Origin of the sequence: Mesorhizobium atlanticum, assembly GCF_003289965.1 — a bacterium.
Classification (GTDB): Bacteria; Pseudomonadota; Alphaproteobacteria; order Rhizobiales; family Rhizobiaceae; genus Mesorhizobium; species Mesorhizobium atlanticum.
The window spans coordinates 60,267-83,149 of sequence record NZ_QMBQ01000002.1; the positions used below are offsets into that span (position 1 = coordinate 60,267).

Genomic DNA, 22,883 nt, shown 5'->3' on the forward strand with positions numbered 1-22,883 from the left:
GCGATGGGCTAACCGCCGGCCGGAAAGCGTCGCCGGTAATGCTCGATGACTTCAGGATTGCGCAGGTTGACCGGCAACTTGCCGGCGAGCACCAGCAGCGCCTCGCCGGCCGCGCCGACGCCCATGCGCATCATCGATTCCTCGGTGATGCCGGCCATGTGCGGGGTGATGATGACATTGTCGAAGCCGAAATACGGGTGGTTGGGCGGCAGCGGCTGCGTGGAAAAGACATCGAGCGCGGCGCCGCCGATGCGACCCTTTTGCAGGGCTTCAATCAGCGCCTCGTCGTCGACCACCGGACCGCGCGAGACGTTGATCAGCAGCGCATTGGGCTTCATGCGGGCGATGCGTTCACGGCCGATCAGGCCGCGCGTTTCCTCCGTCAGCGGGCAGCAGAGCACGATGATGTCGCTTTGCTCGACCAGCGCGTCGATCGACAGGAAGCCGACACGTTCGGGCGCAGGGCGCAGGCTGCGTGTCGTCGCCACGACATTGAGGTCGAAGCCATGCGCGGCGATATGCCCGACGGCCTGGCCGACCGCCCCTAGCCCGACAATGCCGATGGTCTTGCCGGCAAGCTCGCTGGTCGAATTGGCGTGCTCGCGCCCGGCAAGCCAGCCCTTGGCGCGCAGGTCGCGGTCCATCACGCGGAAGCGCCGTAATAGGGCGAGCGCGGTTAACATCACATGCTCGGCGACCGAGCGGGCATTCACCGCGGGCACGTTCGCGACCAACACGCCGGCGGCCGTCGCCGCCTCGACCGGGATCATATCCAGCCCGGCGCCGTGGCGGATCGCGGCGCGCAGGCTCGAAGCGCCCGCAAACAGTTCCGGCGGCAGCGGCGCGCGCACGATGACGATGTCGGCATCGCGGGTTTCGCTGGTCAGCGTCTTGGGATCGAGCGCGGAAGCGATCGCAAGCCGCCCGGCGCCCGCCAGCATGGCCGTGGCGCGAGGATGCAGCGGATGCGTCGACAGGATCTTGCGCATGGGGGGTCCATTTGTTTCACGCAATTCCGGACGGAAAACCGCTTCACACTTTTCCTGGAATTGCTCAAGCTTTCTCGAGCGCCGCGCTTTTCGGTTCGGTTCCGCGACCTTCGATGATTCCCTTCCAGTAGCTCTCGGCGCCCTGCAGATGGGCGTTCATCAGGGCCTGGGCGAGATTGCCGTCGCGGCGCAGCAGCGCCTCGTAGATCTGGATATGCTCCGCATGCGAGCGCACTGAGCGTTCGGGATCGTTGAAATAGATCGGTAGGCGCTGCTCGCCCATCAGGTAATAGACACTGCAGATGTTGTGGAAGACGCTGTTCTTGGTCGCGCGCACGATCTCGAGGTGGAACTCGCGGTCCTCCTTGGCGAGGCCTTCGCCGGCGGCAATGCGCTCTTCGGAGGCTTTCAGGATCTCGCGCAGGCGTTCGAAATTCTCCTCGGTGGCGCGCGAGCAGGCTAGCTCGGCCGCCTTGATCTCGTGGATCTTGCGCAGCTCGACGGTCTCGTAAATCTGCACCGGGTCGAGCGGCAGGCCGGCGCGGGCGAAAAGCGCCAGCGCTTCGACGCTTGCCTGCTTGGTGTCGATATAGATGCCGGACTTGGCGCGCCGCTCGACGATGCGCATGGCCTCGAGGATGGCGAGCGCTTCGCGGATCTGGCCGCGGCTGACGCCGAAATGTTCCGCCAGCTCGCGCTCCGACGGCGTGCGGCCGGACTCCTTGTCCGAGTTGGAGAAGAGATAGGCGGCAAGTTCCGCGAGAAGGTTCTTTTCTTTCATCGTCAAATACGTTGCGCGTGCGCCTCCAGGAATCGCTCGGCGATGGTGAATCCCAATCCAGGCTTTTCAGGGATCGCTATCATACCGTCCTTCGCTTCGACAGTCTCCTCGACAAGGTCGTGGATCATCGGATTGGCGCCGAGCGAATATTCGATGATGAAGCTGGCGGGCGAGGCGGCGCACACATGCAGCCCGGCAAAGAAGCAGGGCGCGCCGGCCCACAGATGCGGCGCAAAGCGCAGGTTGAAGGCGCTGGCGATGGTGCCGATCTTCATCGCCTCGCTGATGCCGCCGCAAAAGGCCGGATCCGGCTGGAAGATGTCGGCCGATTTCAGCACCGCCAGATCGCGGAAGGCGTAGCGCGTCGCCTCGCTCTCGCCGGTCGCGATCGGCGTCGAGCCCGAGGCGCGCACCTCGGCCATGCCCGGCTTGTCGTCGGCGATCACCGGCTCCTCGAACCAGGCGAGGTCGAGATCGGCGGTGAGGCTGATGAAGCGCTTGGCCTCGGCGACGGTGTAGGTGCCGTGCGCGTCGACCATCAGGTCGACGTCGGGACCGATCGCTTGCCTTGCTGCGCGCACGCGCGCGGCCGAAAGATGCGGGGCGCCGTCCATGGCGCCGACGCGCATCTTCAGCGCCTTGAAGCCGCCCTTGGCGATGTAGGATTGCAACTGCTCGCCGATGGCGTCGGGAGAGGCCCAGCCGCCCGAGGCATAGGCCTGCATGCGCTCGACCTTGCGGCCGCCGAGCAGCCGCCACACCGGCTGCCCGAGCGACTTGCCGAGGATGTCCCACAGCGCGATGTCGACGGCGCTGATCGCCGCCACGCTCACGCCGCGCCGCGACAGCTGCGGCATGGCATGGCCGGCATGCGCCGCCGTCTGGTGCCGCACGCCGTTATAGAGCATTTCCCAGATGATGCCGATATCGGCCGGATCGCGGCCGATGAGTTGCGGACCGATCTCGTGGTTGAGCATATGGACGAGCGCGCCATAGCTGCCGGCACTGCCGGCGGCGTTCTTGCCTTCGCCCCAGCCGACCAGGCCGTCATCGGTCTCGATGCGCACAATGGCGGCGTCGAACGTCGTCACCTGACCGAAGTCGCTGCGATGCTGCTTTGCGACTTCGATCGGGATACGAACCCACCAGGCCTGGACGCTTTTGATGCGCATATTTTCCCTTCGGCCCTCCGCCCGCCGGGCGGAAGGACAAGCTTTGATCGGAGGTCTACTTGATCAGGGGCAGCAGCGTTTCGGCGGTGATGCGCATCTGGTCGGTGTAGAATTTCTCCGTAAGCACGCTGGAGCCGTGGTCCTGGATGAATTTGAGCTGCTCGGGCGAGATGTCGACCGGATTGCGCTCGACCATCTCCGGATAGGGCGCGGCCGGCGTGCGGTCGACAGGCGCGACGAATTCGTTGGTCAGCGCGCCGTCATAGCCGACTTCCTTCAGCGTGCGCACGATCTTGGGCCAGTCGATCTGGCCAAGGCCGGCGGCGAAGCGGTTGTTGTCGGCGACATGGAAGTCGAACAGGCGCTTTCCGACCTGGCGGATCGCGTCATAGACGTTAAATTCCTCCATATGTATGTGGTAGGCGTCGAGGCAGACGCCGCATTCGGGGCTCACCGCGTCGGCGAGCGCCAGCGCCTGGGCGCCGCGGTTGAAGAGATAGGTCTCGAAGCGGTTCAGCGGCTCGATGGCGATCCGGACGCCGACCTTCTTGGCATGGGTGAAGCATTCGCGCGTGGCGTCGACCACCCAGCCCCATTCCTCCGCCTCGGTGCCGTCCGGAACGACCTTGCCGACGGTCGCGGGCACCAGCGTAATGATCTCGCCGTCGAGCTCGCTCACCATGGTGAGCACGTCCTTGACATATTGGACCGACCGCTCACGCTGGCCCTGGTTCTTGGCGGCGAGGTTGCGTTCGCCCAGCATCAGCGTCACCGAACCCCAACAGCGGATGCCATGCTCCTTCAGGAGCGCGCGCGTCTCCTTGGTCTTGTACTGCTCGGGCTCGCCGGAAATCTCGATGGATTCGTAGCCGAACTTCTTGATGCGCTTCAGCGTCACCTCCAGCGGCTCCGCCCGCATCCAATTGTGCGTCGAAAGATGCATGGTCTATCCTTCCCAGAATTCGCCTGTCACATTTTACCCCGCGACGCCTCCCACAGAGGCGGCCGCACGTTTCCTCCCCAAGGCGTTGCCAGCATTTTCCTCGAAACTGGTTCGACCAATTGGGCCTGCCATGACCTCTACAGCAAATTTTAATATACGGCAAGAAGCGGACAGGTGACACTGATTGCTCTGATCAATCCCATGATTTTGCGAGGAAATTTTGCTCGATTGACAGCAAGGTTGGCGTCCGTTCGGGGTTTTCAGGCGCTTGACCGAATTATGAGATTTGGTAATACCAGAATGGCATGGCGTTTAGATACCGTCAGGACTGACCAAACAGGCTGGCCCTCGCTCCAATCGGCGCTATGCTTGGTCGCGAAAACAAGAGAGGGAGGATGCCGATGCCGACGACGATGAAGGGTCCCGGCCTGTTTCTGGCGCAGTTCGCGGGCGACGCCGCACCGTTCAATTCACTGGCTTCGATCACCAAATGGGCGGCCGGCCTCGGTTATAAGGGTGTGCAGATCCCGACCTGGGACGGACGCCTGTTCGACCTCGAGAAAGCAGCCTCGTCGAAAGCCTATTGCGACGAGGTGAAAGGCATCTGCGCGGACGCGGGCGTCGAGATCACCGAATTGTCGACGCATCTGCAGGGGCAACTGGTGGCGGTGCATCCCGCCTATGACGCGCAGATGGACGGCTTCGCGCCGGCATCGGTGCACAACAATCCCAAGGCGCGCCAGAAATGGGCCGTCGAACAGATGAAGTTCGGCGCCAAGGCATCGCGCAATCTCGGGCTGAACGCGTCGGTGTCGTTCACCGGCTCGCTGGCCTTCCCTTACCTCTATCCGTTCCCGCAGCGGCCGGCGGGGCTGATCGAGGAGGCCTTCGGAGAGCTCGGCAAGCGCTGGAAGCCGATCCTCGACGTCTATGAGGACAATGGCGTCGATGTCGGCTACGAGATCCACCCTTCAGAGGACGTGTTCGACGGCGCGACCTTCGAGATGTTCCTCGACGCGGTCGGCGGGCACAAGCGCTGCAACATCAATTACGACCCGTCGCATTTCCTCCTGCAGCAGCTCGACTATCTCGAGTTCATCGATATCTACCACGAGCGGATCAAGGCCTTCCACGTCAAGGATGCCGAGTTCAACCCGACCGGACGGCAAGGTGTCTATTCCGGCTATCAGGGCTGGGTGAACCGGGCAGGCCGCTTCCGCTCGCTTGGCGACGGGCAGGTGGATTTCGGCGGCATCTTCTCAAAACTCACCCAGTACAATTACGATTCCTGGGCGGTGCTGGAATGGGAATGCTGCCTGAAGCATCCCGAGGACGGCGCCGCCGAAGGCGCGCCTTTCATCCAGCACCACATCATCCGGGTGACCGAGAAGGCCTTCGACGATTTCGCCGCCGGCACGACCGACAAGAAGCTGCTGCGCGCAATGATGGGGATTTGACGCGATTTACCCTCCCCCTTGAGGGGAGGGTGGCCCGATGGGCCGGGTGGGGTCGGTTCACGCCGCGCTCCACGCCGGGCGACCCCACCCGATCCGCTGCGCGGATCGACCTCCCCTCAAGGGGAAGGTGACAAACAAGAGGAGAGGACGAAAAATGGTCGGCGCATCGAAGTCGGAAACGGGAGGCGGCCCGATCCGCTACGGCATGGTTGGCGGCGGGCAGGGCGCCTTCATCGGCGCGGTGCATCGCATCGCGGCGCGCATGGACAATGATTTCGTGCTGGTGGCCGGCGCGCTGTCGTCGGACCCGGCGCGGGCGAAGGCTTCCGCCGCCGAGCTCGGGCTCGATCCGGCGCGCAGCTACGGCTCCTATGCGGAGATGGCCAAGGCCGAAGCCAAGCGTCCCGACGGCATCGAAGCGGTGGCGATCGTCACCCCCAACAATGTGCACGTGCCCGCGGCCAAGGCCTTCCTCGAGGCCGGCATACACGTCATCTGCGACAAGCCGCTGGCGACGTCGCTCGCCGAGGCGAAGAAGCTTGCCGCCCTGGTCGAGAAGACCGGCAAGGTGTTCGTGCTGACCCACAACTACACCGCCTATCCGATGATCAGGCAGGCGCGCGAGATGGTGGCCAAGGGCCAGCTTGGCGACATCCGCATCGTGCAGTCGGAATATCCGCAGGACTGGCTGACCGAGGACCTCGCCGCCACCGGACAGAAGCAGGCCTCGTGGCGTTCCGACCCCAAGCAGGCCGGCGCCGGCGGGGCGCTCGGCGACATCGGCACGCATGCCTACAATCTCGCCCGCTTCGTGTCCGGGCTGGAGCTGGATACTTTGTCGGCTGATCTCGACGCTTTCGTGCCGGGCCGCCAGCTCGACGACAATGTCAACGTCATGCTGCGCTTCAAGCCTGTCGGCAACAAGCATCCGGCCAAGGGCATGATCTGGGCAAGCCAGGTCGCGCCCGGCCATGAGAACGGGCTGAAGCTGCGCATCTATGGCTCGAAGGGTGGGCTGGAATGGGTGCAGGCCGATCCGAACTATCTCTGGTACACGCCGTTCGGCCAGCCGAAGCAGCTGCTCACGCGGGCCGGCGCTGGTGCGATGCCGGTCGCGGCGCGTGTGACCCGTGTGCCGTCCGGCCATCCGGAAGGCTATCTCGAAGGCTTTGCCAACGTCTACCAGGAAGCCGCGCGCGCCATCCGCGCGGCGCGCCGGAAGGGCGGCAAGCCGGCCAGGGACGTGGTCTTCCCGACGATCGCGGACGGTGTCGAAGGCATGGCCTTCATCGAAGCCTGCGTGAAGTCGTCGAAGAAGAATGGGGCGTGGACGAAACTGTAGGGCGGCTGCGTCGTTTAACGGAGTCCCCCCTCACCCGGATTGCCAACCGAATTGCGAAGGGCAATTCGGGGCAATCCGACCTCTCCCCGAGGGGAGAGGAGGGCGCCGGCGCCCTGCCTCTTCTCCCCACCGGGGAGAAGGTGGCCGCGAAGCGGCCGGATGAGGGGGAGTGTGACGCGCAAGCGCTGGCCGCCAAGCGGGGGAGGGGTGTCGATGAAAATCGGCATGTGCATGTTCTTGTGGACCACCAGCGTCTCGAAGAAGCACGAGGCGCTCTTGAAGGACATCAAGGCGACCGGTTTCGACGGCGTCGAGATACCGGTCTTTGTTGGCTCACCGGACGACTACAAGAAGCTCGGCGAGATGCTCGACCGCATTGGCCTTGAGCGCACCGCGGTCTCGGCGATGGGCGATCCGGCGATGAACCTGATCTCGCCGGATGCCGCGACGCGCAAAGCCGGCATCGACTACATGAAATGGGCGATCGACTGCAGCGCGGCCCTCGGCGCCAACAGGCTGAGCGGGCCGCTGCATTCGACGCTCGGCGCCTTTTCCGGCAGCGGGCCAACGGCTGCCGAGAAGAAGCGCTCGATCGCCTCGCAGCGTGCCATCGGCGACCATGCCGGCAAGAAGGGCGTGACTATTGGGCTCGAAGCGCTCAACCGCTTCGAATGTTATCTGGTCAACACTATGGCCGACCTGTCGGAACATATCGACGCGATCGACCGGCCGCACATCAAGGCGATGTACGACACGTTTCACGCCAATATCGAGGAGGCCGATCCGATCGGCGCCTATACCAAGCATCACCGCAATATCGTTCACATACACATTTCAGAGAACGATCGCGGCGTGCCGGGGCGTGGCAACATCCCGTGGAAGGAGACTTTCTCCGCCATCCGCAAGAGTGGCTATGACGACTGGCTGACGATCGAGTCGTTTGGCCGCTCACTGAAGGACCTGGCGGCGGCGACCAAGGTGTGGCGCGATTTCGCGGAGAGCCCGGAGGCGGTTTACCGCAAGGGGTACAGGCATATCAGGGATGGGTGGAAGAAGGCGGCTTAGGATGCGTCACCCGGCGGGCGTCGCGATCCCGCCGACCCTTCGCGTCATTCCGCGGCGACGAGCTACCCCCGCTCGGCCTGCAGCCGGTTGTAATCATGCAGCGTGCGGCTGAGCCTGCGGCGCAGGAAGTTCGAGATGTTGTCGAAGATGAAGACGACGAGCAGCGTCAAGAGCACCATGTAGAAGACGTTGGCCCAGTTCGAATTGGTGCGCATGGCTTCCCACAGCTTCAGGCCGATGCCGCCGGCGCCGACGGCGCCGATGATGGTGGCGCCGCGGGTGTTGGATTCCCACTGGTAGAGCGTCTGGCTGATGAAGACCGGCACCACTTCCGGCAGCACGCCGTAGCGCTGCACCAAAATCTCGTTGGCGCCGGTCGACAGCACGCCTTCGCGCGGCTTGTCGTCGATGTTCTCCAGCGCCTCGGAATAGGTTTTGCCGAGCGTGCCGATCTCGGTGAAGAAGATCGCGGCGCTGCCGGCCAGCGGTCCCGGGCCGAAGGCGCGGGTGAAGAACAGCGCCCAGATCAGCATGTCGACCGAGCGCATGAAATCGAAGAAGCGTTTCAGCACCTGGCTCAGAACGCCGCTTGGCGTGATGTTGCGGGCGGCGAAGAAGGCGAGCGGAAAGGCGACGATGCCGCCGAGCAGCGTGCCGAGGAACGCCATGACGATGGTCTGCAGCAGCTTCGTCCACACGTCGCCGTGCTGCCACTGCGCGTTGTTCCAGAAATTGTCGGCGGCCAGAGCGAGGTTCGACGTGCCGGGCTTGAGTTCCGGCCCGGAGACGATCAGCGAGATGACTTCGCTATAGGGTTTGCCGAAGAAGGGCGAGCGGGTGTCGAAGACGAAGTTCGCCCAGCCGAGGAAGCGCTTGCGTACCTTGACGCGGTCGACGGTGACGCGCACCTCGCCGACAAAGCCAAGCTTGGCGACGATCTCGTCGTCATGGACGGTCACCCAGTCGGGTACCGTACCTGTGATCACCGACTTGCCGCCGGTCAGCACTATCGGCACGGTCACGCCGTTGGCCGTGATCGCCGCCCTGGTCTTGTCGAAGGTCACGGATTTGGCATCGCCGTCGATCTGCACGGTGTAGGTGCCGTCGGGATTCTTGATCACCCAATCCGGGTTGGGGTGTTCGCCGAGCGCGGAGAAGCGTGGGTATTTCGGCGTGATCTCGGGCTGGTCGAGGCGGAACTCCGGCTGCAGGTCGTAGCTGATCCATTGCGACAGGAAGAGCGGCAGGCGCTCCCAATGCGACTCGCGCAGCACCTGCGGCAGGCTGAAGAACCACAAGGCATAGCCAAGATAGAGCACCGTGCCAGCGATCAAGAGCACCGGCCAGAAGCGCTTGTAGGCCGGCCGCTGGAAGATCTGCGGATGGCGGGTTTCGATGGCGCGAATTTCGTCTGCGGTAATCGTCGACATGTCACGCGCTCATCAGGAAAGCCTGCTCGCCGACGAGCTTGCGGCGCAGCCAGGCGGAGAACTGGTCGACGACGAAGATGGTGATGAAGAGCAGCAGAACCAGCGCCAGCGTCTTGGCGCCGAAGCCGCGCGAGATGGCGAGCTTCAGCTCCTCGCCGATGCCGCCGCCGCCCACCGCGCCCATGATGGTCGAGATGCGCACGTTGATCTCGATTCTCAGCAGCGTGTAGGACATGAAATTGGGCAGCACCTGCGGCAGGTCGGCAAAGCGCACGCGCTCGAACCAGTTGGCGCCGACCGCGCGCAGGCCCTCCTCCGGGCGCATGTCGATGTTCTCGTTGATCTCGTAGAACAGCTTGCCCAGCGCGCCTATCGAATGCAGGCCGATGGCGATGATGGCGGCGACCGGGCCGATCGAGACGATGGCGGCGAACAGGCCGGCAATAACGATCTCTGGGAAGGCGCGCAGCAATTCCATGAAGCGCTTGATGACGAGCCGCAAGGTCGGGCTCGGCGTCAGGTTGCGCGCGGCGATGAAGGAGAAGGGAACGGCGAAGACGAAGCCGATAAAGGTCGAGACCAGCGCCACGTTCACCGTGGTCAGCATCAGCTCGAAATATTCGGGGATGTAGAAGCCGCCCCAGATGTAGACTCGGCCGAGCGGGAAGTTGAACTCCTGCGTGCCCTTATCGCTGGGCGAAGCGATGTCGAACAGCGCCCGCCAGACATCGTTCCAATCCTTCGGGACCAGCCAGCTCAGGAAGTCGAGGATGTGCGGCAGCCGGTCGAAGAAGTGGCCGGCATTGGCCTCGTCGGCGAACCACATGGTCGCGAACATGGCGACAAGCAGCAGGCCGACGCCAAGCGCGGTGTAGAAACGGCGCAGCGAGGTCTGGCGTCGCCAGGCGTCGGCCTGCTGACGGGTGGCGTCGGAATGAAGTGTCGCTGATGTCATGATCGGGACATGCAAAAAGGGCGGCGTTCTGCAGCGCCGCCCTTTTCCTGATGCCTTTAGCCGCCGATAGCGGCTTTGCGGGCTTCGATGATGACGTTGTAGAAGTCCGGCTTCACGGGCACGTAGCCGGTGAAGTCGCCGCCTTCGACGCCTTCGAAGCAGGCCTTGTCCTTGGCGGGCAGCGCGGTGAAGAAGGCGGTGAGCTTGGCGGTCATGTCGTCGCCCAGCGCGCTGCGGACAACCAGCGGACCGTTCGGGATCAGGCCCGAGCGCCACACTTCGACGAAGTCGTTCGGGTCGACGGCGCCCTTGGCGACTTCCTTGTGGAAGGTGCCCGAGGTGTAGCCGTTCTTGAAGTCGCCGATGCCCGAGGAGTCGTCCACCGCCACGTCGACCTTGCCGTCACGCACGGCCAGGATGTTGTTCTCGTGGCCGCCATTGAACTGGGTCGAGGCGAAGTAGGTCTCGTTGGAAGCGCCGGTATCCTTCGGAATCTGCGTCAGCGGGATCAGGTAGCCCGAGGTCGAGTCCGGATCGGCGTAGCCGAGCTTCTTGCCCTTGGCCGATTTGATGTCGGTGATGCCGGAGGTCTTGAGCGCCAGGCCGACCGAATAATAGCCGGTCGAGCCGTCGGTCTGCTTGGTGGTGAGGATCGGGGTGACCGCCTTCGGGTCCTTCAGATAGACGCCGGCGTAGCCGGACGCGCCGAGCTCGGCGAAGTCGAGCGTGCCGCCGAGCAGGCCCTGGATGACGCCGTCATAGTCGGCGGCCGGGAACAGCGACACCTTCTCGAAGCCGAATTCCGACTTCAGGTGGTCGGCGAGGCACTGATAGTTGCGCAGACGGTCGGTCTCATTCTCGCCGCCGAGGATGCCGACGCGGAATTCCTTGATGTCAACGGCATGCGCGGCGCTTGCGGCCATGGCGAGCAGCGAAACCGCTCCAAAAACCATCTTCCTGAACATTTGCTCTCTCTCCTGTTGTGCCGGCTGCGCGCCGGCGACGTTCTGATTTTTCAAGTCTTGCCTTTGACGCCGGCGGGCGATCCGGGTTGCTCTGCCGAAGTCCACGATTTGCCCGGACCGCCTGGGGTCGGGGCGATGGACTCAGTAGCCAGGGAAGGCGGGTTCGAGCGGTCCGGCGGATGCGGTGATCTTCGGCCTGACGGTCACGCTGGTGGATGTGATGGCCTCGGAGATCTCGGTGCCGCTGGCATCGGCGCCGTAGACGGTGCGCACGGTGTCGCGATCGAGGTCTTCAGGGGCGCCGTCGAAGACGACCTTGCCGGCGGCCATGCCGATGATGCGGCTGCAATAGGCGCGCGCGGTATCCAGCGTGTGCAGGTTGGTGACGACGGTGATGCCTTCGCGCAGGTTGATGTCGCGCAGCGAATCCATCACCACCTTGGCGTTGAGCGGGTCGAGCGAGGCGATCGGTTCGTCGGCCAGGAGCACCTTGGGTTGCTGCATCATGGCGCGGGCGATCGCGACGCGCTGCTGCTGGCCGCCGGACAGCGTGCCGGCCGGCTGCAGCGCGGTGCGGGCGATATCGAGGCGCTCGAGCGCGGCCACCGCCTCGGCGCATTCGGTGCGCGTGAACATGCCGAGCAGGTTGGAAACCGTGGAGCGATGGTTGAGGCGGCCGAGCAGCACGTTGGTGAGCACGTCAAGGCGCGGCACGAGGTTGAACTGCTGGAAGATCATGGCGCAGTCGCGCTGCCAGCGGCGCAGCGGCGAGCCCTGCAGGCTGGAGACCTCGGTGCCGTCAAAAAAAATCGACCCCTGGCTGGGATCGACGAGGCGATTGATCATGCGCAAAAGCGTCGACTTGCCCGCGCCGGAGCGGCCGATGATACCGACCATCTGACCGCGCGGGATCGAGATGTTGATGTCGCTGACAGCGGTGTTCTTGCCAAATCGTCGGGTTACGCCGCGGATTTCGAGCGTGGCCGATGATGCTGACATACCAAAACTCCAGTCCGTCGCGGTTGCAGGTCTGTTAGCTCTCGCTAGCGCAGGCCGATGAAGCTGGGGTGTCGGATTGATGTCAGTTTTGTTACGAGTCACAGGCTTGGGGATTCAACCAAGCACCAGCAATTCCTCGAAATGCTTCATGTCCTTGAAGCTGCAGAAGGCCGGAGCCTTCAGCTCGATCACCGGAGCCTCGCGCTCGAGGAACGACAGGCAGTCATCGAACAGGTCCTGCCAGGCCGCGGCCCGCGCGTCGGCGAGGCGGCGGATCTGATAGGCGAAGGTGATGTGGAAGACGTATGTATCGTGATCCGGATGGCGGTAGCCGAACGGCACGGACAGCGCATCGCGCCAAGCTTTCAGGACCTGGCGGTCTTCTTGGGTGGCGCCGGCGACGGTCAGCCCGGTCGGCACGACTTCGACAATCTTGACCTTGAAGGGACCGTGGCCCTCGAAACCTTGCAGGCGATCGAGATAGAGGCGGGTCATGTCGTCGATGCCGGTGTCGAGCGGCACATCGGCGGGCCAATAGGGGAGGCGACGCCGGTATTCGATGATGCCCTGGAAGAGCGTCATGTGCAGGCTGGAGATCGGCGTGAAGGCGAGGCGATCCGCGTCGGGCATCGCCAGCATGCGCTCGCGCACCTTGATGACCGCCGCTTCGGAAGCAGAGCCCTTGACCAGATGGCAGACGACCGTGTTGCCGGGTTCGAGAAGAAAGTTGCCCGACGCGTCGTAACGGGTGCCGAGATGGGCGGGCGGCGCCGGGTTGGTGCCCTCGAAAAATCCGGCGAGCCTGGGTCTGATTGTGTCGAGCATGGCGATCTCCTGGGGGAGATCCGCTCTTGTCCGAGTCATGTGTCAAGGATGTGAATGGTGAGAAGAAGGGCTTCGTTGCCATTCACAATTCACCGAAATCAGCCGCCATATTTCTCCAAAAACACCTCGGCCGACAATTCGCGAAAATCGTCGAGGGCGGCGCGCAGGCTTGCATGGTCCCAGTCCCACCAGGCCAAAGCCTGGTAGCGCTCGGCGGTGCGGCGGTCGAAGCGCTCGCGGATCGGCTTTGCCGGCACGCCGCCGACGATGGTGTAGGGCGCGACGTCCTTCGACACCACGGCGCCCGCGCCGACCGCCGCGCCGTCGCCGACGGTGACGCCGGGCAGGATGGTTGAGCCGTGGCCGAGCCAGGTGTCGTGGCCGATGTTGACGCGCCTGGCGCGGCGCTGCGCGAAAAACTCGCTTTCGTGCTCGGCGTCGTCCCAATAATCCGACGCGCGATAGGTGAAGTGGTGCAGCGTCGGACGCCAGGTCGGATGGTTCGTGGCGTTGATGCGCACGCTCGCCGCGATGTTGGAGAACTTGCCGATGGTGGCGCACCAGACGGCGCAGTCCTGCATCATGTAGGAATAGTCGCCGAGCTCGCATTCGGCGACGCGGCTGCGCTCGGCGATTTCGGTCCAGCGGCCGAGCGTCGAGTTTTCGACCTCTGCCGTCGGATGGATTAGCGGCGTCTCCGAAAGTTTCTTGCTCATGCGGCGATCTTTCCGGCGCCGAAGGCGGTGACGTCGATAACGCGGTCGGCGACCGCATCGCGTACGTCGAGGTCGTGGAAGATGCCGAGGAGCGCAACGCCCGCCGCTTTCTTGGCGGTGATGAGCTCGACGACGACATCGCGGTTCCTGGCGTCAAGCGAAGCGGTCGGCTCATCGAGCAGCAGGATCGGATGCTCGGTGATGAAACCGCGTGCGATGTTGACGCGCTGCTGCTCGCCGCCCGAGAAGGTCGCCGGCGGCAGCGCCCATAGCTTTTCGGGCAGGTTGAGCTGCGCGAGCAACGCGCGCGCTTTCTCACGTGCCGCCTCTCTGTCCTCGCCGCGCTCGGCCAGCGGTTCGGCGACCACGTCGAGCGCCGAGACGCGCGGCACGGTGCGCAGGAACTGGCTGACGTAACCGATCGTGTGGCGGCGTACGGAGAGCACGGTGCGCGGGCTGGCGGAGGCGAGGTCGACCAACCCGCCGCCATGCTGGACGATGATCTGGCCTTCATCGACGGCGTAGTTGCCGTAGAGCATCTTCAGGATCGAGCTTTTTCCGGCACCCGACGGACCGCCGAGCACGGCGCATTCGCCGGCGCGGATCGCGAAAGAGACGCCCGTCACCACCGGCAGCGTGACGCCGTCGCGCAGATGCATGGTGAAGCTTTTCGCGACATCGGAAACGACGAGAGGAGTGGCCATCATCACACCTGCAGGATGGAAGAAACGAGGAGTTGGGTATAGGGCGCGCGCGGATCGTCGAGCACGCGGTCGGTGAGGCCGCTTTCGACGACGCGACCGTCCTTCATCACCATCATGCGCTGCGACAGAAGCCGCGCCACGGCGAGATCGTGGGTGACAACGATCGCCGCCAGCCCGAGATCGGTGACCAGCCCGCGCAACAGGTCGAGCAGGCGGGCCTGCACCGAGACGTCGAGGCCGCCGGTCGGCTCGTCCATGAAGACCAGCCGCGGCCCGGTCACCAGGTTGCGGGCGATCTGCAGGCGTTGGCGCATGCCGCCGGAAAAGGCGCGCGGCTCGTCGTCGATGCGGTCCTCGTCGATCTCGACGCGCGACAGCCAGTCGACGGCGGTGGCGCGGATCCTGCCATAGTGGCGGTCGCCCACCGCCATCAGCCGCTCGCCGACATTGGCGCCGGCCGATACCGTCATGCGCAGCCCATCGGCCGGGTTCTGATGGACAAAGCCCCAGTCGGTGCGCATCAGGAAGCGGCGCTCGGCCTCGCTCATGCGGTAGAGTTCACGCCACTGGCCGTCGCGCATGCGGTAGCTCGCGGTGCCGGAGGAGGGCAGCAGGCGGGTAGACAGGCAGTTGAGCAGCGTCGTCTTGCCGGAGCCGGATTCGCCGACGACAGCCAGCACCTCGCCCGGCCAGAGATCGAAGGTGACGTTCTCGCAGCCGACGCGCGAGCCGTAGAATTTGGAGAGCGCGGAAACGCGCAACAGCGGTTCGTCGGTCATTCGGCCTCCTTACCCTCCCCCTTGTGGCGAGGGTCGGCGCGCCGCGCCGGGGTGGGGGTTGAAGAAAGAGAAGATTGGCCGTTCCCCCCATCCGCGCCTTTGGCGCGACCTCCCCACGAGGGGGAGGTAGAGTCGGCGCGCCGCTTCTCACAATGGTCGGTGTCCGAGCAGACGAACATGTGGCCGCCATGGTCGTCGAGGATGACCTCGTCGAGATAGACATTCGCGGCGCCGCAGAGAGCGCATGGCTGGTCGAAGGTCTGCACTTCGAAGGGATGGTCCTCGAAATCGAGGCTGACGACGTCGGTGAAGGGCGGCACGGCGTAGATGCGCTTCTCGCGACCGGCGCCGAACAACTGCAAAGCCGGCGAACGATGCATCTTCGGATTGTCGAATTTCGGCGTCGGCGAGGGGTCCATCACGTAACGGCCCTCGACCTTGACCGGATAGGCGTAGGTGGTGGCAATGCGGCCGTGCTTTGCGATGTCCTCGTAGAGCTTCACATGCATCAGGCCATATTCTTCCAGCGCATGCATTTTTCGCGTCTCGGTCTCGCGCGGTTCGAGGAAGCGCAGCGGCTCGGGGATCGGCACCTGGAAGACCAGCACCTGTCCCGCGTTGAGCGGATGTTCGGGGATGCGGTGGCGGGTCTGGATGATCGTCGCCTTCGCGGTCTCCGTGGTGACGGCGACCTTGGCGACCTTCTTGAAGAAGGCGCGGATCGAGACGGCATTGGTGGTGTCGTCGGCGCCCTGGTCGATGACTTTCAGCACGTCATCCGGGCCGATGATCGAGGCGGTAACCTGGACGCCGCCGGTGCCCCAGCCATAGGGCATCGGCATCTCGCGCGAGGCGAAAGGCACCTGATAGCCGGGAATGGCGATGCCCTTCAGGATTGCGCGGCGGATCATCCGCTTTGTCTGCTCGTCGAGATAGGCGAAGTTGTAGGTGGCGATTTCTGTCGATTGCGCGTTCATTCCGCGGCCTCCTTCTTTTCTTCGACCTTGTCCTCGTTTTCCCGCGCCTCGTATTCGGCGCGCAAGCGGCGGACCAGGCCGAGCTCGGCCTGGAAGTCGACATAGTGCGGCAGCTTCAGATGCTCGACGAAGCCGGTCGCCTGGACATTGTCGGAATGGGAGATGACGAATTCCTCATCCTGCGCGGCGGCGACGACATCCTCGCCGAGCTCGCCGGCGCGCAACGCCCGGTCGCAGAGCGCCATGGCCATCGCCTTGCGCTCGCTCTGGCCAAAGACCAGGCCGTAGCCGCGCGTGAACTGCGGCGGCGCCTTGGCCGAACCCTTGAACTGGTTGACCATCTGGCATTCGGTGACGCGGATGGAGCCCAGCGGCACGGCGAAGGGCAGTTCCGGCACGTCGAGCTCCAGCTCCACCTCGCCGATTCGGATCTCGCCGACGAAAGGGTGGTTGCGGGCGTAGCCGCGCTGCGTCGAATAGCCGAGCGCCAGCAGAAAACCCTCGTCGCCGCGCGACAGCGCCTGCAGGCGGATGTCGCGCGCCATCGGAAATTGCAGTGGCTCGCGGGTGATGTCGCCAGGCACATGATCAAGCGGCATCTCGCCATCGGCCTCGATCAGGCCCTCATGGGCAAGGATCGCCGAGACGCGCGGCATGGCCTCCGGCTCGACCGGGCGCTGCGCCGGCGTCTCGACCTCGGCGCCGGCGGCGAGCTCCGGATCGAGGAGGCGGTGGGTGTAGTCGAAGGTCGGCCCGAGCACCTGGCCGCCCGGCAGGTCCTTGTAGGTGGCCGAGATACGACGCTCGACCTGCATGGCGCCGGAGTCGACCGGATTGGTGTAGCCGAAGCGCGGCAGGGTGGTGCGGTAGGCGCGCACCAGGAAGATCGCCTCGATCATGTCGCCGCGCGCCTGGACGACGGCGAGAGCCGCAAGCTCGCGATCGTACAGCGAGCCTTCGCTCATCACGCGGTCGACGCCGAGCGCCAGCTGCTCGACGATCTGGTCGAGGCGCAGCGCCGGCACCGCGCGGTCGCCGCGGCGGCGGTCGGCAAGCAGACGATGGGCGTTGGCGATTGCCGCTTCGCCGCCTTTCACCGCGACATACATGTCATGCCTCCATCGTCTTGATGCGGGTGGTGCGCGGCAGGCAGGCGAGGCTGCCCGGCGCCGCCAGGATGATGTCGACGCCGCGCGGAAAACGCTGATTGTTCTGCTTCCACTGCTCGACGAAATGGCGCGGCATGCCCGGAGGCGCGATCATCGACGTCTTTTCGATCCCCGGACCTTCGAGCAGCAGCGACGGGCCCGAGGCGAGGTCGTCGACCAGGAAGATCAGCGTCGTCGAGCGATCGGGATATTCCTGCGTGCCTTGCGCAAAACCGTCGAGCGCCGCCATCTCCTTCGGATTGGCGATCAGCGCGAAATGCGCGTCGGCCGGCGTGTTGGCCATGGGCGCGCCCGTGTGGAAGCCGAGCCAGGCCTTGACCGAAGCTTCCGCCTGCAGCGGCGGGTCGAGCCAGACCGGCGTGTCGTTGTCGCAGAGCGAAAGCGCCGCGGCGGCGGCGGTCGCCGACAGCGGCGCCGGCGGGCGGGTGAGCTGCGGAACGTCCTGGACGGCGCCGGGGCGCGCCATCGCGTCCATGATGGCGCGGAAAACAACTTGCGCGTTGAAGACTGGCTCGGCGAAGCCGCCGTCGATCGATTGCGTGGCGATATCCATCAATCCTCTCCGCGCACCATGGTGAAGAAATCCACTTTCGTGGCCGCCGTCTCGACGCGCCGCGTCTCGCGCGCCGCATCGAGCGCCGCGCGCAAGGGCGCGGCGAGCTTCGTCTCGACCGCCTCGCGCTGCGCCGGGTCCTGCCAGAGCGCGTCGGCGATCGCGGCGAGCCTGGCCTTGCCCTTGTCGCGGCCGAGCGCATAGGAATGGCCGACCTGGCCTGAGGGCAGCCGCACCGTGGCGCGGGTGACGGTCGCCTCGCCGACATTGAAGGGCGCGCCGCCGCCGCCGATCCGCCCGCGCACCGTCACCAATCCGGTTTCGGGTCCGCGCAAAAGCTCGGCCTCGGAAGGCAGGCCCGCTTCGTTCCACAGACGCGCGATCTCATCGGCTTCGGCATGCGCCAGCGTCGCCATCAAGGCTTTCCGCCCGGCCTGCTCGCGCGCTTCCTGTCCTCGCATGGCATTGCTCCTTGCATAGGGTAAAATTTGTATATTGATATAGACAACTATACAAATTATACCTATCTCCTAGCGGGAGTCCATGACGGGTGGATGACAGAGCCGCAAAATTGCCCGGGCTGGCGAAGAAATGGGGGCGATGAATGGTTGGACTGGCGAGCAGCATCGAAAGGCGCAACGGCGTGTCGCTGTGGCGGCAGATCGCCGACAGGATCCTGCAGGGGATCGCGAATGGCGATTTCGCCGAGAATGCAGCACTTCCGGCGGAAATGGTGCTGGCCGAGCGCTATGGCGTCAACCGCCACACGGTGCGCAGCGCCATCGCCGCGCTGGTGCAGGAAGGCGTGCTGAGGGCCGAGCAGGGGCGTGGCACCTTCGTCTTGTCGCGCAAGCGCCTGTCCTATCCGATCGGCGCCCGCACGCGCTTCTCGACCGGGCTGCAGGGGCAGACGAGCGAGCGGCATATTGCGCTCTTGTCGTCCTCGACCGAGCCGGCCAGCCGGCGCATCGCCGAGGCGCTGGGCATTGCCAAGGGCGCGGCCGTCATCCGCCTGGAGACGCGCGGCGAGGCCGACGGTCACCCGGTGTCGCGGGCGACCACCTGGTTCGACGCCAAGCGCTTCGCCGGCGTAGACAGGGCAATGGCGGAAACGGGATCGATCACCGCCTCGCTGAAGCGCTTCGGCATCAACGACTATCTGCGGCAATCGACGGTGCTGTCGGCCCGCCATGCCGACGCCGACGACCTCGCCGCGCTCGATCTGCAGCCAGGCGCCATCGTGCTGGTCACCGTCGCCGTCAATGTGACGCTCGATGGTGAGCCGATCCAGTTCGCCGAATCGCGCTTTCCCGCGGAGCGGGTGGAGCTGCGGCTTTCGGCCGGCGACTAGAGGCGCTCAGCCGACTTCGATCACCGCCTTGATCAGCCCCGATTTCTCATGCGTCCATCTGGCGAGGTCGCGCGGCGTTCCGGCGAGCGTCGTGCGATGGGTCACGAGCTTATCCAACGGCACGGAGCCGTTGCGGATCGAAGCGGCGACATGCTCGAAATCGGCCTTCAGCGCGTTGCGGCTGCCGACCAGCGTCATCTCGCGCTTGTGGAATTCGGGGTCGGAGAAGGTGATGTCGTCCTTGACGACACTGACCAGCACCAGCGTGCCGCCATGCGCGACATGGGCGAAGGCTGACTGTACAGACGCCGTGTTGCCAGTCGCGTCGAAGACGAGGTCGAACCCTTCGCCACCGGTCGCCTGCCGCACCAGTTCGCCAGCCGTCTCCTTCGAAGTGTCGAGCGGGGCAAAGCCGAGTTCCTTTTCGGCGAAGCCGAGGCGCTCGCTGCTCATGTCGAGCAGGCTGACGTCGAGCCCGGCGATGCGCGCGAAGATCGCCGTGCCCAGCCCGATCGGGCCGGCGCCGATGACCAGCGTGCGCTGGCCCGGCGTTCCGAGCGATCTGCGCACCGCATGCGCGCCGATCGCCAGGAATTCCACCGCCGCGGCATCGGCCAGCGACAGGCCGTTTGTCGGATAAAGGTTCTGCGCCGGCACCAGAATCTCGTCGCACATGGCGCCGTCGCGATGAACGCCCAGCACCTCGATCTTCACGCAGCAATTCGGTTTGCCCTTCCGGCAGGCGATGCATTTGCCGCATGAAAGATAGGGATTGATGATGACAGCCTCGCCGGCGCTGAGATCGACGCCTTCCCCCTTCTCGACGATGGTGCCGGAAACCTCATGGCCCATGATGCGCGGATAGGCGAGGAAGGGATGCTTGCCTTCGAAGATGTGGTAGTCGGTGCCGCAGATGCCGACATGGCTGACGGCGACGCGCGCCCAGCCGGGCCGAGGCGCGCCGGGCGCTGCGCGGTCTTCGAGGGCAAGCTCGCCGGGCGAACGGCAGACGACGGCTTTCATATCGCAAATCCAAAGCAAAAGAGCGCCGGCCTCAGTCTTGCGAGACCGGCGCGGAGTTTCAGGGAAGAGTCACTTGCCGCGACGGCGCAGGCCGTCGAAGTAAACGATGACGATGATCAGCAGGCCGGTGATGATGCGCTGCCAGAAGGCATTGACGTTGAGCAGGTTGGCGCCGTTGTTGATGGTGGCGAGGATGAAGGCGCCGAGCAGCGGCCCGTGCACCGAACCCACCGCGCCGAACAGCGAGGTGCCGCCGATCACCGACGAGGCGATCGCCTGGAGTTCCCAGCCCTCGGCCTGCGTCGGATTGCCGATGCCGATGCGCGAGGCGAGCAGCACGCCGACGAAGGCCGCGCACAGGCCGGAAAGCGTATAGGCCATATAGATGGTGCGCTGCACGTTGACGCCGGACAGGCGCGAGGCCTCGGCATTGGAGCCGACCGAGAACAGATAGCGGCCCCAGCGGCTGTGATGCAGGAAGATGTAGGCCGGGATACCGACCAGGATCACCATCCAGAACAGGTTGGGGATGCCGACAAAGGAGTTGCGCGAGAATTCCTGGAAGGCGTCGTTGTTGATCGAGATCGAATTGCCGTTAGTCATCAGCAGGCCGATGCCGCGCAGCGATGTCAGCGTCGCCAGCGTGATGATGAAGGGCGGCAGGCCCATCTTGACGATGCCGAAACCGTGGAACAGGCCGATGGCAACACCGACCAGCAGCGTGATCAGGATGGCGGCGAAAACCGGCACGCCGGCATTGATCAGCATGGCTGCGATGACCGTCGAGAAGCCGACGACCGCGCCGACGGAAAGATCGATGCCGCCGGTGATGATGACGAAGGTCTGGCCGACCGCCAGGATGGCGATCATCGAACCCTGACGCAAAAGGTTCGAGATGTTGTTGGCCGAGGCGAAGCTCGTCGTCGCCAGCGACAGGATCACCCACAGCAGGACCAGCAGCGCCAGCAGCGTCAGCCCGAACAGGGCGTTGTAATTTCGCTTCGGCCGTTCGGCGGCGATAGCCTCGGTGCTCATGTCTGACCTCCCTGTTTTTCTTGTTTCTCGGCGAGCGCCTGCGTGAGGATTTCCTCGTGATCGGCGGTGCGGAAGCCATGCGTGGCTACCAGCTTGCCGCGCCGGAACACATGCAGCGTGTCGGCAAGCTCGTAGACTTCCGGCAGATAGGACGAGATCAGAATGATGCCGGCGCCTTTCGACAGAAGCGCGCTGAACAGGCGATAGATCTCGGCCTTGGTGCCGACGTCGACGCCGACCGTCGGCTCGTCGAAGATGAACAGCTTGGCGCCATGCGCCAGCCATTTGCCGATGACGATCTTCTGCTGGTTGCCGCCCGACAGGCTGGAGGCGAGCGCGTTGCGCGTCGGCGTCTTGATCCTGAGGTCGGCGATCTGGCGGTCGGCCTCTGCCTTCTCCTTGGCGCCGGAGATCAGCATGTTGCTGGAAATGCGCTTGTAGATCGGCAGGTTGAGGTTCATGCCGACCGGCAGATTGAGGCACAGGCCCTGGTCGCGGCGGCTTTCCGGGGCCAGCGCCATGCCGAGGCGGATGGCGTCGTGCTCGGAATTTACCTGAACCTCCTTGCCCTCCCACAGGATCTGGCCGGCCGATTTTTTGTGGCGGCCGTAGAGCGTGGTGACGAACTCGCTGCGTCCGGCGCCGATCAGGCCGTAGAGGCCGACGATCTCGCCGGCGCGGACGGTCACCGAGACATTCTCGAAACCCTTGCCGGAGAGGTTCTTCGTCTCGACGATCGTCGCGCCGGGGGTGAAATGCTCCTTGTGGTAGATCTGCTCGATCGAGCGGTTGATCATCAGCTTGACCAGCTCGGGCTCGTCGGTCTCGGCGATGTTGCGGGTGCCGACCAAAGTGCCGTCGCGCAGCACGGAGACGCGGTCGGCAAGCTCGAACACTTCCTCCATGCGGTGGCTGATGTAGATGATGGTGACGCCTTCGCCCTTGAGCCTTCGGATCAGCTTGAAGAGCTGGTCGGCTTCCTTGCGGGTGAGGTAGGCGGTCGGCTCGTCGAAGATCAGGAATTTGGTGCCGCGCACCGTGGCGCGGGCGGCGGCGATCAGCTGCTGCTGGCCGATGGTGAGGTCGCCGAGCACGACATGCGCCGGCAGGTCGAAGCCGAGGCCGTTGATGATCTTCTGCGCGTCCTTGACCATGGCGCGCTGCTGCAGGAGGCCGAAGCGGGACTCCTCCTCGCCGAGGAACATATTGGCGGCTACGGTGAGATGGCGGCACAGCACCACCTCCTGGTGCACGGCATTGATGCCGAGCGCCATCGCCTCGTGCGGGGTAGCCAAAGCCACGGGCTGGCCTTCCCAAATGACCTCGCCCGAGGTGCGCGGCATGACGCCGGTCAGAAGCTTGATGAGAGTGGATTTGCCGGCGCCGTTCTCGCCGACGATGGCATGGATCTCACCCGCCTTGAAGGCAAGGTGCACGGGCTTCAGCGCGTGCGTGCCGGGATAGCGCTTTTCCAGCCCGTTGAGTTCGAGGATCGTCCTGCCCGGCTGCAGCGTTGGGGCCGGGTGCAGTTCCTGCGCCGTCGACGTCATGACAATCCTCCCGGTTTGGTCTCAACCATTGGATATGCGGCGATGCGTCTTCAGGTGCGCATCTTGGTTGGCAAGGTAAGGCAAGTTCAGGCAATTCCGAACG

General features: G+C 64.7%; 23 protein-coding genes. 4 read left to right on the plus strand and 19 right to left on the minus strand.

The genetic code is table 11. From position 1 onward, the window contains the following. Positions 1-8 precede the first annotated feature (8 nt). The 4 genes from DPM35_RS05325 to DPM35_RS05340 all read right to left on the minus strand — a co-directional run bounded on the left by DPM35_RS05325 (position 9) and on the right by DPM35_RS05340 (position 3,885). The gene (locus DPM35_RS05325; RefSeq protein WP_112126306.1) at positions 9-989 is read right to left on the minus strand and encodes a hydroxyacid dehydrogenase; all 981 of its coding nucleotides are present in this window, start codon (positions 987-989) and stop codon (positions 9-11) included. A 64-nt stretch (positions 990-1,053) separates the two neighbouring features. Then, the gene (locus tag DPM35_RS05330; RefSeq protein ID WP_112096663.1) at positions 1,054-1,770 is read right to left on the minus strand and encodes a FadR/GntR family transcriptional regulator; all 717 of its coding nucleotides are present in this window, start codon (positions 1,768-1,770) and stop codon (positions 1,054-1,056) included. Positions 1,771-1,772: 2 nt separating this feature from the next. After that, complete coding sequence (locus DPM35_RS05335) at positions 1,773-2,942, minus strand: mandelate racemase/muconate lactonizing enzyme family protein (protein ID WP_112126307.1); 1,170 nt, start codon at positions 2,940-2,942, stop codon at positions 1,773-1,775. Positions 2,943-2,997: 55 nt separating this feature from the next. After that, on the minus strand, positions 2,998-3,885 hold the full coding sequence (locus DPM35_RS05340; RefSeq protein WP_112126308.1) for a sugar phosphate isomerase/epimerase family protein: 888 nt from the start codon (positions 3,883-3,885) through the stop codon (positions 2,998-3,000). A gap of 401 nt (positions 3,886-4,286) precedes the next feature. Here DPM35_RS05340 and DPM35_RS05345 point away from each other — a divergent pair, with 401 nt between their 5' ends. The 3 genes from DPM35_RS05345 (at position 4,287) to DPM35_RS05355 (ending at position 7,749) form a co-directional block, all read left to right on the plus strand. Continuing rightward, positions 4,287-5,342, plus strand: a complete 1,056-nt coding sequence (locus DPM35_RS05345) for a sugar phosphate isomerase/epimerase family protein (protein ID WP_112127052.1) — start codon at positions 4,287-4,289, stop codon at positions 5,340-5,342. A gap of 154 nt (positions 5,343-5,496) precedes the next feature. Further along, entirely contained in the window at positions 5,497-6,684 is a 1,188-nt protein-coding gene (locus DPM35_RS05350; protein WP_112126309.1) for a Gfo/Idh/MocA family protein, read from the plus strand. A gap of 213 nt (positions 6,685-6,897) precedes the next feature. Then, the gene (locus DPM35_RS05355) at positions 6,898-7,749 is read left to right on the plus strand and encodes a sugar phosphate isomerase/epimerase family protein (RefSeq protein ID WP_112126310.1); all 852 of its coding nucleotides are present in this window, start codon (positions 6,898-6,900) and stop codon (positions 7,747-7,749) included. A gap of 62 nt (positions 7,750-7,811) precedes the next feature. On the opposite strand, the gene phnE (DPM35_RS05360) is transcribed toward DPM35_RS05355, so the two are convergent. The 12 genes from phnE (DPM35_RS05360) to phnG form a co-directional block, all read right to left on the minus strand. Next, positions 7,812-9,179, minus strand: coding sequence for a phosphonate ABC transporter, permease protein PhnE (phnE, locus tag DPM35_RS05360; protein WP_112126311.1), 1,368 nt, complete (start codon positions 9,177-9,179; stop codon positions 7,812-7,814). Between the two features lies 1 nt (position 9,180). Beyond that, positions 9,181-10,134 (minus strand): phosphonate ABC transporter, permease protein PhnE, encoded by a 954-nt coding sequence (gene phnE / locus DPM35_RS05365; RefSeq protein WP_112127053.1) that lies wholly within the window; start codon positions 10,132-10,134, stop codon positions 9,181-9,183. 56 nt (positions 10,135-10,190) lie between these two features. Then, the gene (gene phnD / locus DPM35_RS05370; protein WP_112126312.1) at positions 10,191-11,099 is read right to left on the minus strand and encodes a phosphonate ABC transporter substrate-binding protein; all 909 of its coding nucleotides are present in this window, start codon (positions 11,097-11,099) and stop codon (positions 10,191-10,193) included. Positions 11,100-11,240: 141 nt separating this feature from the next. Continuing rightward, positions 11,241-12,098, minus strand: coding sequence for a phosphonate ABC transporter ATP-binding protein (gene phnC, locus DPM35_RS05375; RefSeq protein ID WP_112126313.1), 858 nt, complete (start codon positions 12,096-12,098; stop codon positions 11,241-11,243). A 114-nt stretch (positions 12,099-12,212) separates the two neighbouring features. After that, the gene (locus DPM35_RS05380; RefSeq protein ID WP_112126314.1) at positions 12,213-12,923 is read right to left on the minus strand and encodes a DUF1868 domain-containing protein; all 711 of its coding nucleotides are present in this window, start codon (positions 12,921-12,923) and stop codon (positions 12,213-12,215) included. Between the two features lie 98 nt (positions 12,924-13,021). Beyond that, positions 13,022-13,639, minus strand: coding sequence for a DapH/DapD/GlmU-related protein (locus DPM35_RS05385; RefSeq protein WP_112126315.1), 618 nt, complete (start codon positions 13,637-13,639; stop codon positions 13,022-13,024). Beyond that, entirely contained in the window at positions 13,636-14,343 is a 708-nt protein-coding gene (gene phnL, locus DPM35_RS05390) for a phosphonate C-P lyase system protein PhnL (protein ID WP_112127054.1), read from the minus strand. The genes DPM35_RS05385 and phnL overlap by 4 nt, the downstream gene beginning before the upstream one ends. Before the next feature lie 2 nt (positions 14,344-14,345). Further along, positions 14,346-15,122 (minus strand): phosphonate C-P lyase system protein PhnK, encoded by a 777-nt coding sequence (gene phnK / locus DPM35_RS05395; protein ID WP_042640728.1) that lies wholly within the window; start codon positions 15,120-15,122, stop codon positions 14,346-14,348. Beyond that, entirely contained in the window at positions 15,119-16,099 is a 981-nt protein-coding gene (locus tag DPM35_RS05400) for an alpha-D-ribose 1-methylphosphonate 5-phosphate C-P-lyase PhnJ (RefSeq protein WP_245431448.1), read from the minus strand. Before DPM35_RS05400 ends, phnK begins: the two co-directional genes overlap by 4 nt. Beyond that, entirely contained in the window at positions 16,096-17,208 is a 1,113-nt protein-coding gene (locus DPM35_RS05405) for a carbon-phosphorus lyase complex subunit (RefSeq protein WP_112126316.1), read from the minus strand. Before DPM35_RS05405 ends, DPM35_RS05400 begins: the two co-directional genes overlap by 4 nt. Before the next feature lies 1 nt (position 17,209). Next, a complete protein-coding gene (gene phnH / locus DPM35_RS05410; RefSeq protein WP_112126317.1) occupies positions 17,210-17,821 on the minus strand; it encodes a phosphonate C-P lyase system protein PhnH in 612 nt (203 codons plus the stop codon). Further along, positions 17,821-18,282, minus strand: coding sequence for a phosphonate C-P lyase system protein PhnG (gene phnG / locus DPM35_RS05415; protein WP_112126318.1), 462 nt, complete (start codon positions 18,280-18,282; stop codon positions 17,821-17,823). Before phnG ends, phnH begins: the two co-directional genes overlap by 1 nt. 143 nt (positions 18,283-18,425) lie before the next feature. On the opposite strand from phnG, the gene phnF reads away from it, so the two are divergent. After that, the gene (gene phnF / locus DPM35_RS05420) at positions 18,426-19,172 is read left to right on the plus strand and encodes a phosphonate metabolism transcriptional regulator PhnF (RefSeq protein ID WP_112126319.1); all 747 of its coding nucleotides are present in this window, start codon (positions 18,426-18,428) and stop codon (positions 19,170-19,172) included. Between the two features lie 6 nt (positions 19,173-19,178). Here phnF and DPM35_RS05425 read toward each other — a convergent pair whose 3' ends face one another. The 3 genes from DPM35_RS05425 to DPM35_RS05435 all read right to left on the minus strand — a co-directional run bounded on the left by DPM35_RS05425 (position 19,179) and on the right by DPM35_RS05435 (position 22,780). Next, on the minus strand, positions 19,179-20,195 hold the full coding sequence (locus DPM35_RS05425) for a zinc-binding alcohol dehydrogenase family protein (protein WP_112126320.1): 1,017 nt from the start codon (positions 20,193-20,195) through the stop codon (positions 19,179-19,181). A gap of 69 nt (positions 20,196-20,264) precedes the next feature. Beyond that, complete coding sequence (locus DPM35_RS05430) at positions 20,265-21,230, minus strand: ABC transporter permease (RefSeq protein WP_112126321.1); 966 nt, start codon at positions 21,228-21,230, stop codon at positions 20,265-20,267. Continuing rightward, positions 21,227-22,780, minus strand: coding sequence for a sugar ABC transporter ATP-binding protein (locus tag DPM35_RS05435; protein ID WP_112126322.1), 1,554 nt, complete (start codon positions 22,778-22,780; stop codon positions 21,227-21,229). The genes DPM35_RS05430 and DPM35_RS05435 overlap by 4 nt, the downstream gene beginning before the upstream one ends. Between the last annotated feature and the right edge of the window lie 103 nt (positions 22,781-22,883).

What these genes read in the sequence shown, in the direction of transcription:
- DPM35_RS05345 (WP_112127052.1), top strand. Translation starts at nt 4,287, where the DNA reads ATGCCGACGACGATGAAGGGTCCCGGCCTGTTTCTGGCGCAGTTCGCG.
- phnF (WP_112126319.1), top strand. Translation starts at nt 18,426, where the DNA reads ATGGTTGGACTGGCGAGCAGCATCGAAAGGCGCAACGGCGTGTCGCTG.
- phnL (WP_112127054.1), bottom strand. Translation starts at nt 14,343, where the DNA reads ATGGCCACTCCTCTCGTCGTTTCCGATGTCGCGAAAAGCTTCACCATG.
- phnC (WP_112126313.1), bottom strand. Translation starts at nt 12,098, where the DNA reads ATGTCAGCATCATCGGCCACGCTCGAAATCCGCGGCGTAACCCGACGA.
- DPM35_RS05325 (WP_112126306.1), bottom strand. Translation starts at nt 989, where the DNA reads ATGCGCAAGATCCTGTCGACGCATCCGCTGCATCCTCGCGCCACGGCC.
- DPM35_RS05380 (WP_112126314.1), bottom strand. Translation starts at nt 12,923, where the DNA reads ATGCTCGACACAATCAGACCCAGGCTCGCCGGATTTTTCGAGGGCACC.
- phnK (WP_042640728.1), bottom strand. Translation starts at nt 15,122, where the DNA reads ATGACCGACGAACCGCTGTTGCGCGTTTCCGCGCTCTCCAAATTCTAC.
- phnG (WP_112126318.1), bottom strand. Translation starts at nt 18,282, where the DNA reads ATGCGAGGACAGGAAGCGCGCGAGCAGGCCGGGCGGAAAGCCTTGATG.
- phnH (WP_112126317.1), bottom strand. Translation starts at nt 17,821, where the DNA reads ATGGATATCGCCACGCAATCGATCGACGGCGGCTTCGCCGAGCCAGTC.
- DPM35_RS05430 (WP_112126321.1), bottom strand. Translation starts at nt 21,230, where the DNA reads ATGAGCACCGAGGCTATCGCCGCCGAACGGCCGAAGCGAAATTACAAC.
- DPM35_RS05330 (WP_112096663.1), bottom strand. Translation starts at nt 1,770, where the DNA reads ATGAAAGAAAAGAACCTTCTCGCGGAACTTGCCGCCTATCTCTTCTCC.
- DPM35_RS05340 (WP_112126308.1), bottom strand. Translation starts at nt 3,885, where the DNA reads ATGCATCTTTCGACGCACAATTGGATGCGGGCGGAGCCGCTGGAGGTG.
- DPM35_RS05405 (WP_112126316.1), bottom strand. Translation starts at nt 17,208, where the DNA reads ATGTATGTCGCGGTGAAAGGCGGCGAAGCGGCAATCGCCAACGCCCAT.
- DPM35_RS05385 (WP_112126315.1), bottom strand. Translation starts at nt 13,639, where the DNA reads ATGAGCAAGAAACTTTCGGAGACGCCGCTAATCCATCCGACGGCAGAG.
- phnD (WP_112126312.1), bottom strand. Translation starts at nt 11,099, where the DNA reads ATGTTCAGGAAGATGGTTTTTGGAGCGGTTTCGCTGCTCGCCATGGCC.
- DPM35_RS05400 (WP_245431448.1), bottom strand. Translation starts at nt 16,099, where the DNA reads ATGAACGCGCAATCGACAGAAATCGCCACCTACAACTTCGCCTATCTC.
- DPM35_RS05350 (WP_112126309.1), top strand. Translation starts at nt 5,497, where the DNA reads ATGGTCGGCGCATCGAAGTCGGAAACGGGAGGCGGCCCGATCCGCTAC.
- DPM35_RS05335 (WP_112126307.1), bottom strand. Translation starts at nt 2,942, where the DNA reads ATGCGCATCAAAAGCGTCCAGGCCTGGTGGGTTCGTATCCCGATCGAA.
- DPM35_RS05425 (WP_112126320.1), bottom strand. Translation starts at nt 20,195, where the DNA reads ATGAAAGCCGTCGTCTGCCGTTCGCCCGGCGAGCTTGCCCTCGAAGAC.
- DPM35_RS05355 (WP_112126310.1), top strand. Translation starts at nt 6,898, where the DNA reads ATGAAAATCGGCATGTGCATGTTCTTGTGGACCACCAGCGTCTCGAAG.
- phnE (WP_112126311.1), bottom strand. Translation starts at nt 9,179, where the DNA reads ATGTCGACGATTACCGCAGACGAAATTCGCGCCATCGAAACCCGCCAT.
- DPM35_RS05435 (WP_112126322.1), bottom strand. Translation starts at nt 22,780, where the DNA reads ATGACGTCGACGGCGCAGGAACTGCACCCGGCCCCAACGCTGCAGCCG.
- phnE (WP_112127053.1), bottom strand. Translation starts at nt 10,134, where the DNA reads ATGACATCAGCGACACTTCATTCCGACGCCACCCGTCAGCAGGCCGAC.